Raw genomic sequence first — 14965 nt, 5'->3', positions numbered from 1 at the left:
TCTCGTCGACCGCAACCCGCTTCGGCTTCGCCTCAGGCGGGTTGTGACCGCTGTCAGCAAGCCGATGTACCCAGTGCCAAACAGCTTGGTGAGAGCGTTCAACGCCGAGATATCGAAGAATCTGTTTTGTTTCTCTGAGCGAACATCCGGTCGCGTGGAGCTGGACAGCGAACGCCCTGACGGGCGTCCCCAGAACGCTTTGCGTTCTGGTGGGCTGCACGAGAGCAAAGCTCTCGTGAACGTCCCCAGAAATCGGAGATTTCTGGTGTGCGAACGAGACGCTTCGCGTCTCGTCAACGTCGCTGTCCGCTCACGCTCCCAAGTTTCTTCTAAATCCGTCGCAAAGCACTCGCTGAGCAGGTCTGCGAGTGACATAGCCAATTCACTCAACGACCTGCTCGCTTCTCAAACTGGCTTAACTAGACAGTGCCGACTACAGATACTTGGCAACTTCTGTACCGATCTCAATATGCGGTCCACTAACCTTCTTCGGGAAGTACCCACGACTCGGTGAGGCGTCTGGATCGTACCCTGGGAAACCACCCAGGCGAACTGCCTGTTCACCAAGTAACCCAACATGGTCGTCGTACATCATAAAGGTGAATTCACGACCAGACAAGTCGTAATGACTCAAGAATACTGAGTCAACTGCAATACCAAGAATCGCGCCTATAAACCCACCAACGACGCCTCCAAGAGGATGTTTGGAAAATAGTACGCCGCCACTGCCTCCCACCAGTGTACCGATGAGAGGGAGAATTTGACCTGATCGCTCATTTAGAGTCTCTCCCGAACGGATTGAGATCCCAACTGCGAGGTGATCATCAAAAAGTGGTGCATCGCATGACCCTATTTTAGTAATTGCACCTTCGTAGTCCTCAACCCACGACCTATGGTCTTGGGTGACAAAGCCCGGACTCGTATCAAGCTCTTCAGATCCAACGGCATAATCGAGATTGTGGACCTGCCTCTCGACCTTATCGATCCGGTTGTAATATTTTGCTTTTTTATTTGTGTCTGGGTGTGGAACATTGGTGAGCTTCACATACGTGTATCGATCTGTCTCACGAACGACTTCACGTTTCATTCCTTTCTCATCCGGTTCTAACTCGTTGGAACTTTGAGCCGACACCATGCTGGTGAATCCACTAAGCCCCACTACACCTGCTCCTAGCGTCTTAATTGCGTTCCTTCTGCCAGTCTCTTTCTTGTTAGGCATACATCAATTTCAGATACACAGATAGTATATAAAGATTGTTAAATAAATATATTGATATTATTGTTTAATTTGACAGAGTATATTGTTCACATGAGTTGTGGTTATCTACAATATCGGTTAACAAAAATAAAGAATGGAATTAATATAATCATTGAAAGATACTATCTGATTAAGTCAGTCTGAAGAACTGTCGAGACGAACCTCATGACGCAGCACCCCGAAAGTCTGCGCGTTCCGTCTAGGGGTTGGCTGTCCCCTCTGTCGCACTTCTCACCCCGCTGTCGACGCCGATTCTGGCCATCATGATTGGCGCTGTGTCACTGACGCTTGCACCGGAGCGGTTTCGTCAAATCCGCGGGCGGACCCTGCTCACGATTCTCGTCGTGCTGACGGGGATGCCCCTGTTCGCGTTTGCTATCGCTCGGATGCTTGCTCTCTCCCCGGCGCTTACCGCGGGATTCGTCGTTCTCGGTGCGGTGACACCCGAACTCGTTACGCCGACGATGACCGAACTCAGCGGGGGTGATACCGCCCTCGCAACGGTCGTTCTCGTTCTGGTCGGCCTCGGAACGCTCGTCCTCGTCCCTGGAGTCGTGACCGTACTTCTGGGCGCGTCGGTCCCGGTCGACCCGGTGCTAATCGTCGAACAGTTGTTGCTCGCGGTGGTTATTCCGATGACTCTCGCGGTCGGGGCCCGGTACCGATGGCCTGCCCGTATTGGACAGTACGACGAGATTTATCCGTCCGTGTCGGGACTCATGGTGATTCTCATCATCGGCATCGTCGCCGCGGCCAACGCCTCGCTCGTTCGCGATGGCGGTGCGGTACTCCTCTTCGTCGCAGTCGGTGCAGTCGTTCTCAACAGCACTGGATACGCCGCAGGGTGGCTCATCAGCCGAAACTTCGCCCGGGGAGAGCGCATCGCGGCGACGCTTTCGATTGGGATGCGTGACTTCGCCGTCGCGGCCGCCCTACTCGTCGCCGCAGGCTTCCCGACGGCAACGACGCTCCCTGCGGTTGTCTTCGGAATCGTAGAGATGACGACGAGCGCGGGTCTCGCAAAGTGGTTCAGCCGGTCAGCGTGAGCGCGATTGCGGCTTCTCCGCTTCGACACTTCGCGGACACAACCCCTCGCCGAGTGATTTTTACTCCCTCACAATGACAACTATGCAACGTGTCTCTGCTGCACCCCGTGTCGGCTGCCCAGCATTTCGCGTACACCATCCACTACGCGCTCGTCCGGGCAAACTACAACCGACAACTTCTCGCCACAAAGAAGCACGTCGGGCGGGCGACCTTCAAAAGCTACGAACTGTACAATCGACACGGAAACGACGTATTGCTCGAAGCGCTCCTCATCGGACTTGACGAAGGCGATGTCGTCGTCGACGTGGGTGCCAATACGGGGACGTACACACTCGCTGCTGCGGCAACTGAGCCAACGGCCGAGGTGGTCGCCATCGAACCGAACGCCGATGTCGTCTCGCAGTTACGGGCGAACATCGAGGTCAACGATTTCGGCGACCGCGTCGACCTCCTCGATTGCGGACTCGGCGGGACCGACGGCACCCGCGAGTTCCATCTGTCGAGTTACGACGAACTCGGGTCGTTCTCGCCGGACCACGCGAGTGCGTGGGAAGCCCGGGTCGTCGACACGGAGACTGTCTCAGTACGGCGTCTCGACTCGCTGGTCGAAGACGGAACGGTGTCGCCACCGGACCACCTCAAAATCGATGTCGAAGGCTTCGGCCTGAACGTGCTTCGCGGGTCGAAGACCGTCCTCCGCGAACACCGCCCGACGGTGTACTTCGAACTACACGACGCCCGCGGAAGCCACGACGAGGCGGTGGCGAAGTCGCTGCTCCGCGACGTCGGATACAACCTCGTTCCGGTTCGTGAAGGGTGGGTGTGCGAACCGCCGTCGAAGACGGAGACGGTGCAGTCGGTGTGACGTGCTTCGTCGGCTTATCTACGATAGAACGCGTCTGCGCCGTGGTCGTCGCGCCACGCGAACGCGAAGAGCCGACGAGCGGGGACCCTGTCCAGTTTGCGTCCGTCTTCGGCAACGCCGGTTGCGCCGTCCCAGTCGGTTCCGTCGGCCCGGAACGTTCGGCTATCGCCGACCGAGTCGAACGTGAACCCGGGGTTCGAGAAAGCGTGGATTCCGGCGTCGGTGGCGAAGACGACTACCGAGCGGCGCTTCCCATCCGGAGACTCCTTCCGCATGTCGACCGTGACGACGCCACTGGCAGATTCCACCACCGGAAGCGGGACGCCGACTGCGACTCCCTCGTGTTCAAGCCCGAGAACGACCGTCTTGGGGTCGATGTCGTCGAGGTCGGCGTCCCAGTCGCGGCCGCCAGTTCCTCGGTGTGCCCCGAGACCGTAGCCGTCCATCTCGAAGTAGTGCTCGTAGGGTTCGAGGTCGTAGTCGATTGGTTCTGGGTCGTCGCCGTCGCCAGCGGCCTCGCTCTCGCCGCCGGGTGGAGTCATGACGCGGCCATCCGGGTTTGCGTCGGTGAAGGCGTCCCACGTGGTCACACCGGCGGGGAGGACCGTCAGCGACTCGCCGACGAGTTCGCCCGCAATGGCTTCGCCGAGTGACTGTTTCCACTCCGATTCGGTTTCGCGGTCGTACATCACGAGATCGTCGTCCGCGAGTTTTCCCGAGACGCCGAATTCGAGCGTTCGGTCGCCGACTCGGCGGTCGTACACTACGGCGCTCCCGCAGAGCGGACACCACGTCACAGCGACCGGAATGCCACCGACCGTATCGTTGACGATTTCGTGGTAATGCAGGTAGCGAATCGGATAGGCCCGAGTGTCGTCGCCGACGGTAAGCGAGATGACTTCGTCGTCTTCGGGCCCGCTGTACGTCTCGACGAACCGCGGGTCTTCGACGCTCGGAATCGCGTCTCGCGGGATGACCTGGCGGACGTTCATTTGAGAATGAATTCCACGCGCTCGTGTGAAGTCCCTTGTGTCGTGCGTCCCGTAAGCACGACCGTTCCGATTTCGCCCGTCGATTTCACGTGCGTTCCGGCACACGCAGTTCGGTCGAACGGGTCGTCCTCGTCGCCTATTTCGACGATTCTAACCTCCCGTATCGAGTCGGGAAGCAGGTGCAGTCGGGTCCGCTCTGGGTCCAGTGTCGCTTCCGCTTCGGCTCTGTCCAGCGTGTACCAGCGAACGGGGAGGTCGGCCGAAACGAGGTCGTTCAAGTGTGCCTCGATGGTCTGGAGGTCGTCACCGTCGAAGCGGTCGTAGGCGCAGTCGAGGTGCGCACGGTCGGTGTAGAGTTGGTTGCCGGTCGTCTCCGCGTCGAACTCGTCGAGGAGGGTCGCAGACAGGAGGTGTTGGGTCGTATGATATCTGGTGTGAGCGCGTCGGCGCTCCGGGTCGACGTGTCCCGTCACGGTCGTCCCCGGTTCGGGTGCATCGCCTGCGACGACGTGTTCGATTCGGTCGCGTTTCTGTACGTCTGTCACGTCCCACGTCACATCGTCGGTCGCGAGGGTTCCCGTGTCGTGCGGTTGTCCGCCGCCAGTCGGATAGAAGTACGTCCGGTCGAGCACGACGCGGTTGGTCCCGCGAACCTCTTCGACCGTCGCCTCGAACTCGTACTGCTCGGCGTCGTCGAGGTAGCGTGCTTCGGTCACGTGCCAACCGAGGAGCGCGAGTGATTTAGGTGTGTCACCCCTCCCCATCTTCGGTCACGAAACACGGTGATTTCGGCCGATAGCCCTGTTCTCGTGGCTCAGGGTGTCGTAACGCCTAAGAGTGGAACGACCCTCATTCTGTGTAATGAGAATACGTACTTGCCAACACCCACGGAGGTGGCACTGTGGGCGTTGAAATCAAAGAGTCGTCTGTCTCCGACGCCGAATTCGAGGATATGAAGCGTTTCGTCTCGGATTACCTCGCTGCGAGCGTCGAGAACGAAGACGACGGCGGCCGGATGCGCTGGTATCCGTGGCACTCCGCGGAGTACCGGTTTAACCACATCCTCAACGTCGTCGATATCGCGACGCGCATCGCCGAGAAAGAGGGTGCCGACGTGAACGTCGTCCGGGTCGCTGCGCTCTTCCACGACATCTCGAAACTCGAAGCCGAACAGGAGGTCCACGCCGAAGAGGGCGCTCGCGTCGCCCGCGAGTTCCTCGGCACGCACGGCGATTACCCCGAGTCGTTCATCGACCAGGTGTGTCAGGTCATCTCTGACCACTCCTATCAGGGTCCCCTCACCGACGTGTCGCTGGAGACGCGGTGTCTCATCGAGGCCGATATCCTCGACAAAATCGGTGCCAACGGCACCGCACTGATGCTCCTGCGGATGGGCTACGAGGCACGGACACACATGGACGCCGCGGAGATGGTCGAACGCGTCTTCGAACGCGGCCGCGATGCCTCGAAGCGACTCGTGACCGACACGGCACAGAGTCTCGCACACCAGCGACTCAAGCGCGTCAAATGGTTCCGCGAATGGCTCGAAGACGAGGTTCCGGAGATGAACCACGGCGGCAGCCTCAGTCGCTGACGGCAGTTACGCCACCTTTGCTCGATTTTATAGAAGCTCACCCGAGGAGCGTTGGCTCTGCAAAATAGCTACTTTAGAGCGTGTCGAGAATCGAGAGTACTCGCTCTTCTGCGTCTCGACCGGGGTCGTGTTCCGAGCCGTCACGGTCGCTGTCGCGGTGGTCCTCGACCGAGCGCCGCATAGCCTCGTCGACAGGCGTCGATTCCCACCCGAGGCGGGCGAGTTTGTTCGTCGAGAGGACGTGCGGGTACTCCCGGTAGAGGACGAAGTCCGTCAGTTCGAGGTTGGCGGCGGCGAGTTCGCGCTCGCCGGCGTGGACGACTTCGACGTCGGTTCCGGCAGCGTCGGCGATAACTTCGACCATCTCTTCGAGTGTCACGAGTCGGCGGTCGCCGACGTTGTACGCCTCTCCGGGTTCGCCTTCCTCGGCGATAACCCGCATCGCGCTGGCCACGTCCTCGACGTAGGCACGGTGCCAGATGTTCGTCCCGTCGCCGGGGACGACGATACGGTCGTAGTTCAGCACGCGGTCGATCCAGTAGTCGAGTCGCTCGGTGTAGTCGTGCGGGCCGTAGACGATACACGGCCGAATGGACATCGCGTTGATTCCCCGAGACGCCGCCTCGAAGACGACGCGGTCGCCTTCGGCTTTTCGAGGGCCGTAACTCTCGGGGGTGTCGCCGGTCGCTTGCTCGTCGGTACAGTCGCAGAGTTCGGTGACGCCCTCGCGCTTCGGAATCGCTTCTGTCTCGTAGGCCGCGCCGCTTGAGATGTAAACGTAGGCGTCCACGTCGGCGAAGATGTCGACCGCCGAAGCGACTTCTCCCGGTTTGTACGCCACGCAGTCGAAGACGGCGTCGGGGTCGACTGTCAACTTTGCAGTCCGCAGGGCTTCGTCGTCCGTTCGGTCGCCTTGGATGTGCTGGACGCGGGGGTCGTCCTCGAGGGGGTTGTCGTGGGTGCAGCGGTTGAAGAGCGTCACGGCGTGGCCGTTGTCGAGGAGGTCCGAGACGAGATGGCGGCCGATAAAGCGGGTGCCGCCGATGACGAGTGCGTTGTCCATGTTTCGGTCGAAGGCGTGCGCGGTGAAAAACGTGGGAGAACCGGCGGCTGGTTCCGGAGGCGTTCAGGTGTACGCTGCCGACTATTCGACCCGTTCGAGGACGATGCCCTCTTCGAACCCGCCGCGCTCAGCGGCTTTCTCGGCGGCCATCGCTTCGACCGTCTCCCAATCCTCGTCACGACGTTCGAGAATCGCGTCCACGACGGCGAACACGTCTCCGAGTTCGTCGACTGTGCCGTCTTCGGCGAACTCCTCGGCCTCTTCGACCAGTTTCTCGCGGAGTCTGCGGTCGAACTCGTCGTCGTCGGCCTCGTGGACGACCGGCGTCTCGCCGGAGTCGCGGATTACCTTGGGAATGTCGTCGCGGACCAGTTTGTCGTACTCGCGAGGCATCGGCTCTCGACTCGTAGTGGAGCAAGAAAAGACGGTCGGGTCGGGTTCGGTTGGACCGGTTCAGTCGTCGCTCGTCGTCGCCGCACCGATTCTGTCTGCTCCAGCGTCAACGATTGCGCCTGCCTTCGCGGGCAGTTCGGTGCGAACGTCTTCGCGGCCGTTGTCGGCGATGACTTCGGCGTAGGCGTCGGGCATCACCTTCACGAAGTCGCCGAGGACGGACTCCCAATCTTCGAGGAGTTCGGCGGCGCGGTCGGAGTCGGTGTACGCGAGGTGATTTTCGACCAACCGAGTGAGCATCGCCTCGTCGACGTCGGCGAGGCTGGATTCGAGGGTTACCATCTCGGTGTTCGCCTTCGCGGCGAGTTCGTCGTCGGGGTCGTAGACGTAGGCGACGCCGCCGGACATGCCCGCGGCGAAGTTCCGACCCGTCTCGCCGAGGACGGCGACGACGCCACCGGTCATGTACTCACAACCGTGGTCGCCGACGCCTTCGACGACGGCCTTCACGCCGGAGTTGCGGACGGCAAAGCGCTCGCCTGCGAGGCCGTTGACGTAGCACTCGCCCTGCGTTGCGCCGTAGAGCGCGACGTTGCCGATGAGGATGTTCTCGTCTGCTTCGTAGTTGGCCTCGGCGGGCGTGTCGACGATGACGCGGCCACCGGAGAGACCCTTGCCGACGTAGTCGTTCGCGGCACCCGTGAGGCGCATGGTGACGCCGCGAGCGAGGAAGCCGCCGAAGGTCTGGCCCGCGATACCGGTGAACTCACAGCGGATGGTGTCGTCCGGTAGCCCCTCACCGCCGTGGGCGTTGGAGATGCGGTTCGAGAGCATCGCGCCGACCGCGCGGTCGACGTTCGAGAGTTCGCGCTGGATGACGACCGGCTCGCGCTTTTCGATTGCGTCGCTTGCCTCCTCGATGAGTTTGTGGTCGATGTGGGTGTCCACGTCCGTGTGGGTCTGTTCTTCCGTCTTCCGGCGCGCTCCCGTGTCGGGTTCGGCGAGCACGGCCGAGAGGTCGAGATGCTTCGCCTTCTCGTGGTCCGTCTCGCGCTGCCGGAGGGCGGAGGGACGGCCAATCATCTCGTCGAGCGTGCGGAAGCCGAGTTCGGCCATGATTTCGCGGAGCTCCTGCGCGATGAACGTCATGTAGTTGATGACGTGGTCGGGTTCGCCGGGGAAGCGGCGGCGCAGGTTCTCGTCCTGCGTGGCGACGCCGACCGGGCAGGTGTTTTCGTGGCACTGGCGGGCCATGACACAGCCCGAAGTGACGAGCGAGGCCGTCCCGAAGATGTACTCCTCAGCGCCGAGGAGTGCGGCGATGGCCACGTCACGTCCGGTCTTCATGCCGCCGTCGACGGAGACGCGGATGCGGGAGCGCAGGCCGGTCGCACGGAGCATCTGATTCGCCTCGGCGAGACCGAGTTCCCACGGGAGGCCCGCGTTCTTGATGGACGTTTTCGGCGACGCGCCGGTCCCGCCGTCGTGGCCGGAGATGTGTACGACGTCGGCTTTCGCCTTCGAGACACCTGCGGCGATGGTGCCGATACCCGCCTCGGAAACGAGTTTCACGTTGATGTCGGCGTCGGGGTTGGCGGACTTCAGGTCGAAGATGAGCTGTTTCAGGTCCTCGATGGAGTAGATGTCGTGCAACGGCGGTGGCGAGATGAGACCGACGCCCGGCGTCGCATAGCGGACGTGGGCAATCATCTCGTTTACCTTCTTGCCGGGGAGGTGGCCGCCCTCGCCGGGCTTCGAACCCTGCGCCATCTTGATTTGAATCTCGTCGGCCGACGAGAGGTACTGGGAGGTGACGCCGAAGCGGCCCGAGGCGACCTGCTTGACGTTACACTCTTTTTCGGTGCCGAAGCGTTCCGGCGGCTCGCCACCTTCGCCCGAGTTGGACTTCCCGCCGATGCGGTTCATGGCGATGGAGTTGTTCTCGTGGGCCTCCGGCGAGAGACTACCGAGGGACATCGCGGCCGTCGAGAAGCGCGTGACGATGGACTCGACAGATTCGACCTCGTCGATATCCACGGATTCGCGGTTGGGGTCGAATTCGAGCAGGCCGCGGAGCGCCTGGAGTTGCTCGGACTGGTCGTTGACGAGTTCGGCGAACTCCTTGTACTTCTCGTAGTCGCCAGCGCGGACGGACTGCTGGAGCGTGCCGACCGTCTGGGGGTTCCAACCGTGATGGAGTCCATCGGAGCGGTTTTCGTACTCACCGTGGCGGTCGAGTTTCGGGTCCGTGCCGAACGCGGCGGCGTGGCGAGTGAGCAGGTCGGATTCGATAACGTCGAGGCCGATACCTTCGGTCCGAATCTCCGTTCCCTCGAAGTATTCGGCGACGAAGTCCGAGTCGAGACCGACCGCCTCGAAGATTTGGGCACCGCGGTAACTTTCGACCGTGGAGATGCCCATCTTGGCCATCGTCTTAAGGAGACCATCTTCGAGTGCGTGAACGTACGCCTCGATTGCGGCCGCCTCGTCGGCTCCGTCGGGACCGGCGACGACGTCTTCGATGGTCTGGTAGGCGAGGTACGGGTTCACCGCACCCGCGCCGTAGCCGACGAGCGTTGCGAGGTGGTGGACCTCGCGGGGGTCGCCGGATTCGACGACGAGTCCGGCGTGGTTCCGAAGCCCGTTACGGACGAGGCTGTGGTGCACTGCACCGGTTGCGAGAAGGCTCGGAATCGCCACGCGGTCCGGGCCGACGTTGCGGTCGGAGAGGACGACGATATCCGCGCCGTCTTCGATGACTGCTTTCGCTTCGTCGCGGACGGCTTCGATGGCGTCGCGGAGGTCCTCGCCCGTCTCGTAGGTGGTGTCTACGACGGCGCTTTTCATGTCGCCGTCGAGGTCCTTGATGGCGGCCGTCTCGGCGTCCGTGAGGACGGGCGAGTCGAGGACGAGTTGCCGCGCGTGGTCGGGCGACTCATCGAGCAGGTTGCGCTGGTAGCCGAGGCGCGCTTCGAGGCTCGTCACCAACTTTTCGCGGATGTAGTCGATAGGCGGATTCGACACCTGCGCGAACAGCTGTTTGAAGTAGGTGAAAAGCGGCCGGTTGAGGTCCGAAAGCACCGACAGCGGCGTGTCGTCGCCCATCGAGCCGACGGGGTCTTTTCCGTCTCTGGCCATCGGCTCTATCATGTGGTTGAGCTGGTCGTGGGTGTAGCCGAAGGCGGCCTGCGTCGCGCGGAGTGAGTCGACCTCGCCACGGGACGTGGGGTCTTCGTCACCGGCGATGTCGTCGAGGTGACGCTGTTGGTCGCGGACCCACTCGCCGTACTTGTCGTCGGTGAGCGAGTCGAACACTTCGGCGTCGGGGATGACGCGACCCTCTTCGGGGTCGGCCATGAAGATTTCACCCGGGCGGAGGCGACCGCGCGACTCGATTTCGGCAGGGTCGTTGTCGAGCGCGCCGACTTCGCTGGCCACGACGAGGCGACCGTCGGTCGTCACTTCGTAGCGACACGGGCGAAGCCCGTTGCGGTCGAGGACGGCGGCGATGCGGTCGCCGTCGGTTGCTGCGACGAGCGCGGGACCGTCCCACGGTTCGACGAGCGAGGCGTGGAAGTCGTACCAGTTACGGCGCGACTGGTCCATGGCGTCGTCGTTGCGGTACGCCTCGGGGATGAGCATCCGGAGAATGTGCGGGAGTTCGCGGTCAGTCTTCAGGAGCAGTTCGACGACGTTGTCGACGCTCGCGGTGTCGGACTGGTCGGCTTTCGTGATTGGCTTGAGCGTCTCGATGTCGTCGCCGAACGCTTCGTGCTGAAGGTCCGTCTCGCGGGCGCGCATCCAGTTCACGTTGCCGCGAATGGTGTTTATCTCGCCGTTGTGGATGACCTGTCGGTACGGGTGGGCGAGGTGCCACGCGCCCAGCGTGTTGGTGGAAAAGCGGGCGTGAACGAGCGCCAGTTCGGTCTCCATTCGCTCGTCGCCGAGGTCGGAGTAGTAGTTCGGGAGTTGTTCGGCCGTGAGAAGTCCCTTGTAGACGACGGTCTTGCGGTCGAGCGAGCAGACGTAGAACCGACCTGCGCCCGGAACCGCGAGTGATTCGACTGCTTTCTCCGCAGCGCGGCGCGCGACGTAGAGCGCGCGGTCGAACGCGTCGGCATCCAACTGGGCGTTGGCCGCCGGTTCGACGAACAGTTGCCAAACGTCGGGTTCGGACTCGAGCGCGGTCGCACCGAGTTCCGAGTTATCCGTCGGGACGTCGCGCCAGTGGAAGACCGAAAGGTCGTGGTCTTCAAGCGAGTCTTCGACAACCGCCGATACGCGCTCGCGGACCTCGTCATCGGTTGGCATGAAGACCGACCCGACCGCGTACAGGTCGGGGAGGTCGCCTTCGACGATTCCTTCGAAGAAGGCGTCTGGGCGCTGTAAGAGGATGCCTGCGCCGTCGCCAGTGTTCTCCTCGGCCCCGGTGGTGCCGCGGTGTTCGAGGTTTTCGAGGAGTTCGAGGCTGTCAGCGACGACTTGGTGCGAAGCGCCGTTTTCGAGGTCAACGACGGCCCCAACGCCGCAGTTCGACCGCTCGTCGGTCGGGTCGGCCAACCCGCCCTGAGCGGAGGGTGCGTCTATGTGTGGCTTGGTCATACACCCGTAGATTCACTACCACCATAAGCAACTTTTCCTGAAACCATAAGGGTGTTACAATATCATATAAGGGAATATCCAGTGTTGGTATAGACCCTAGAGATGCTTCGACGGACGACGAACGAGACGAACAACCGTGTGAAAAAACTGCTCCGGGCGGTTTAGTAGGACTTCGCGAAGTACGCGGTCTCTGTCGCGTCCTCGCTACAGACGGCGCACGCTTCGCCGTCGTGGATTTCGGCGTCCTCGTCGTTCAGGGGAACCATCACGATTTCGGCGGCAATCTGGTCTTTGATTTCCTCTTCACAGGACTCGTCGCCGCACCACGGGGCCTTCACGTAGCCGCCGTGCTGGCCGATAGTCCCGAGAATCTCGTTGCGGTCGGACGCCTCGCGGACGTTTGCTTCGAGGTTCTCTTCGGCAGCGGCGTAGAGTTTCGCGTACACTTCGTCGAACTGTTCTTGAACCGACTCAGCGATGTTCTCGCGGTCGAGTTCGACCGACTCGCCGTCGGGACGGTGGACGACGGTGACGACCTCGTCGTCGACCTCGTTCGGGCCGATTTCGAAGCGGACCGGGACGCCCTTGAGTTCCCACTCGTTGAACTTGAAACCGGGATTGCGCTCGTCGCGGTCGTCGAGTTCGACACGGACGCCCGCTGCTTCGAGTTCGTCCGCAATTTCCTCGGCGTAGTCGAGGACCTTCTCCTGCGTGTCGGCCTGCCAGATGGGGACGATAACGACCTGTTCGGGGGCGACCGTCGGGGGCAGGACGAGACCCTGGTCGTCCGAGTGCGTCATGATGAGCGCACCGAGCGAGCGCCACGAAAGCCCCCACGAGGTCGTGTGTGCGGGTTCTTCTTCTTCGTCCTCGGTGGTGTAGGTGAGGTCGAACGCCTCGGCGAAGGACGTGCCGAGATAGTGGGAGGTCCCGGCCTGCACGGACTTCCCGTCGGGCATGAGGGCCTCGACTGTCGTGGTGGTGTCCGCGCCGGGGAACTTATCGTGTTCCGGCTTTGCGCCGCGGAGCACGGGGATGGCGAGCACGTCCTCGTAGAGCGACTGGTACTGCGAGAGACGGGTCATCGTCTCGTCCCATGCACTGTCGCGCGTCGCGTGGGCTGTGTGGCCTTCCTGCCAGAGGAATTCCTTCGTGCGGAAGAACGGCTTCGTCTCCGTGGCTTCCCATCGGACGACGGAGGCCCACTGGTTCACGCGCAGCGGGAGGTCACGATGACTCCGAACCCACTGTGCCATGTAGGGAGCGATGATGGACTCAGAGGTCGGACGGACGGCGAGGCGCTCTTCGAGTTCCTCGTGGCCGCCGTGGGTAACCCACGCGACTTCGGGGTCGAAGCCTTCGACGATGTCCTTCTCGCGTTCGAGGTAGTTCTCGGGGATGAAAAGCGGGAAGTACGCGTTCTGGACGCCCGTCTTCTTGAACTCGCCGTCGAGGTAGTTCTGGACGGCCTCCCAGAGCGCGTACCCGCGCGGGCGCGTCACGATGAAGCCGCTCATCCCCTCCGGGCCGTAGTTCGCGAGGCCCGCCTTTTGGACGACCTCGGCGTACCACTCGCCGGTGTTGTACTGTTTCGACTCGGTGATACCGAGTTCCTGCTCGTCGCTCATTGCCCATCGATAGCCGTAGCGAACCCTTAAACGCCCCGAAGGGGGCGGGCGCACTGACTTGCCGCCCCCTCACACCAGCGTTCCCAACGCTCGGAGGTTCGGGCGGACACATAGTTACATATTGTCGGCTATCGTATCCCTGAAGTGGTGGTTGGTGTGCTAGCAATGGACACAACAGTGAGCGGTGAGCGAACGACTCCGCGGGAGGATTCGGTCCGGGTCGAACTCTGGATTCCGTGTGGGAAACGCGAGGAGTTCGAAGCGGTTATCGAACGACTGGACGACGCCGTCGAACACGGCGCTGTCGAGGAGTACACCATCGAGACGTGGGACCGATATATCGACATCTCCGGTGGTCTCACTCCGAGAGAGCGTCATATTCGTGACCGACTGTCATCGTATGCGCGGTGGGCGGCGAATCGCGGTGAACGCCTCCCGGGGTTGGGCGACCCCGTGGTCAGAGGCGTCGGTCGGATGGGGCCGGAGCGCGTGACAAGACGCACCCCGCGAGCAGTCATGGCGGAGTACGAAGACGGCGTTCTCACGTACGTCACCGCGTGCGAGGAGTGCGTTGGTGCGCTCCGGTCTCGACTGCACGAACTCGACTCGGCGTTCGAATCGGAGTATTCGACCGACCCGCTTCGAATCAAGTGGTAAGCGCCCGCCGTCCCCGCCGGTTCTCTGCACACAAACCTCCTGTTACTGCCAAGTCTGAGTGCTCAGTGTGAATTATCGAAGAACACTCGGCACGGACTGTCGAAAAGTGCTCAGTATGAATTGTCGAAAAGTGCTCAGTATGAATTGTCGAAAAGTGCTCAGTACGGACTGTCGAACGGTGAGTCACGCTCGCGCCACGACCATCCCGGAAGCCGTGTCTGGAATCCCGCCGCGAGCGCGGCGTCGAGGTCGTCGAGACCGGCGGGGCCGTCGGTGTGAACCGCGACATCTGCGAAGTGGAACGTCGCCTGTGCGAGCATTCGAAGCGGTTCGCCGCCAGCGATTGTCGACGCGAGTTCACGGCCGAGGACCTCGTCGACGATGAATCCGGGATAGTCGTTTTCGACGTCTAAGTGGCGGAGAATTCGGGTGTAGGCCGCGACGTTGACGCCGACTTCGCCGCGAGCGAACACGTCGTCTACAGCGTCGAGGTACGTCTCTTCGTCTACTTCGTCAACGTGTGTCTCGAATAGCTCACCGAGTCGCGCGCGGGTTTCGTTGATGAGCGGAACGACCACGTCGGCCCGGTCGCGGACCCACTGTTGTTCCTCGGAAACGGCGGTCGGCGTGAGTTCCATGTCCGCTGATTGACGGCGAGACGCTTCGGCTTTGCGAAGGGTTTTATACTGACGACATGGTACAGTCGGGTAAGCGGGTTTTCCCTGCCTCTTCCCGCAGTCGAGATACCACCGTATTCAGTTCACTATGCTCTCTCCGCAGTTGGCCGAGACCGGCACTCCAACATGTGAACCGTCTCGTGTTAACACTCCTGAGGTAGGGGTTCCCGAGACCTGCCGGCTCAGGAC

12 protein-coding genes and 2 pseudogenes are annotated in these 14965 nt (G+C 61.8%); 4 read left to right on the top strand and 10 right to left on the bottom strand.

Annotated features, from left to right (window positions below; translation table 11 throughout):
* From QT222_RS17135 to QT222_RS17125, 3 genes and pseudogenes are all read right to left on the bottom strand, one after another.
* Positions 1 to 187 (bottom strand): annotated as a pseudogene (locus QT222_RS17135) (IS6 family transposase); the annotation flags it as partial.
* A 113-nt stretch (positions 188 to 300) separates the two neighbouring features.
* Positions 301 to 375, bottom strand: a pseudogene (locus QT222_RS17130) (IS6 family transposase); the annotation flags it as partial.
* A gap of 58 nt (positions 376 to 433) precedes the next feature.
* Positions 434 to 1219 (bottom strand): hypothetical protein, encoded by a 786-nt coding sequence (locus QT222_RS17125; protein ID WP_491477868.1) that lies wholly within the window; start codon positions 1217 to 1219, stop codon positions 434 to 436.
* 245 nt (positions 1220 to 1464) lie between these two features.
* Here QT222_RS17125 and QT222_RS17120 point away from each other — a divergent pair, with 245 nt between their 5' ends.
* Both QT222_RS17120 and QT222_RS17115 read left to right on the top strand, forming a co-directional pair.
* On the top strand, positions 1465 to 2304 hold the full coding sequence (locus tag QT222_RS17120) for a bile acid:sodium symporter family protein (protein WP_491477867.1): 840 nt from the start codon (positions 1465 to 1467) through the stop codon (positions 2302 to 2304).
* Positions 2305 to 2411: 107 nt separating this feature from the next.
* A complete protein-coding gene (locus QT222_RS17115) occupies positions 2412 to 3170 on the top strand; it encodes an FkbM family methyltransferase (RefSeq protein WP_004057391.1) in 759 nt (252 codons plus the stop codon).
* Positions 3171 to 3184: 14 nt separating this feature from the next.
* Here QT222_RS17115 and QT222_RS17110 read toward each other — a convergent pair whose 3' ends face one another.
* The gene (locus tag QT222_RS17110; RefSeq protein ID WP_491477866.1) at positions 3185 to 4162 is read right to left on the bottom strand and encodes a DUF3179 domain-containing protein; all 978 of its coding nucleotides are present in this window, start codon (positions 4160 to 4162) and stop codon (positions 3185 to 3187) included.
* Positions 4159 to 4878 carry an alanyl-tRNA editing protein gene (locus tag QT222_RS17105; protein WP_491477869.1) on the bottom strand — a complete coding sequence of 240 codons (720 nt, stop codon included), beginning with the start codon at positions 4876 to 4878 and terminating at the stop codon, positions 4159 to 4161. Before QT222_RS17105 ends, QT222_RS17110 begins: the two co-directional genes overlap by 4 nt.
* A 185-nt stretch (positions 4879 to 5063) precedes the next feature.
* Here QT222_RS17105 and QT222_RS17100 point away from each other — a divergent pair, with 185 nt between their 5' ends.
* On the top strand, positions 5064 to 5756 hold the full coding sequence (locus QT222_RS17100; protein WP_491477865.1) for an HD domain-containing protein: 693 nt from the start codon (positions 5064 to 5066) through the stop codon (positions 5754 to 5756).
* 73 nt (positions 5757 to 5829) lie between these two features.
* Here the strand turns inward: QT222_RS17100 and QT222_RS17095 are convergent, their stop codons facing one another.
* The 4 genes from QT222_RS17095 to proS form a co-directional block, all read right to left on the bottom strand.
* Complete coding sequence (locus QT222_RS17095; RefSeq protein WP_491477864.1) at positions 5830 to 6819, bottom strand: NAD-dependent epimerase/dehydratase family protein; 990 nt, start codon at positions 6817 to 6819, stop codon at positions 5830 to 5832.
* A gap of 81 nt (positions 6820 to 6900) precedes the next feature.
* Positions 6901 to 7212, bottom strand: a complete 312-nt coding sequence (locus tag QT222_RS17090; protein WP_491477863.1) for a nucleoside triphosphate pyrophosphohydrolase — start codon at positions 7210 to 7212, stop codon at positions 6901 to 6903.
* Positions 7213 to 7272: 60 nt separating this feature from the next.
* A complete protein-coding gene (gene gltB / locus QT222_RS17085; RefSeq protein ID WP_491477862.1) occupies positions 7273 to 11814 on the bottom strand; it encodes a glutamate synthase large subunit in 4542 nt (1513 codons plus the stop codon).
* Positions 11815 to 11975: 161 nt separating this feature from the next.
* Positions 11976 to 13442, bottom strand: coding sequence for a proline--tRNA ligase (proS, locus tag QT222_RS17080; RefSeq protein WP_004057384.1), 1467 nt, complete (start codon positions 13440 to 13442; stop codon positions 11976 to 11978).
* 165 nt (positions 13443 to 13607) lie between these two features.
* On the opposite strand from proS, the gene QT222_RS17075 reads away from it, so the two are divergent.
* A complete protein-coding gene (locus QT222_RS17075) occupies positions 13608 to 14099 on the top strand; it encodes an HTH domain-containing protein (protein ID WP_491477861.1) in 492 nt (163 codons plus the stop codon).
* Positions 14100 to 14257: 158 nt separating this feature from the next.
* On the opposite strand, the gene QT222_RS17070 is transcribed toward QT222_RS17075, so the two are convergent.
* Positions 14258 to 14737: a DUF7984 family protein gene (locus QT222_RS17070; protein ID WP_004057382.1), complete on the bottom strand. Its 480-nt coding sequence runs from the start codon at positions 14735 to 14737 to the stop codon at positions 14258 to 14260.
* Positions 14738 to 14965: the final 228 nt, after the last annotated feature.

Source organism: Haloferax sp. s1 (genome assembly GCF_058382125.1).
This window is presented reverse-complemented; position numbering and strand designations above follow the sequence as displayed.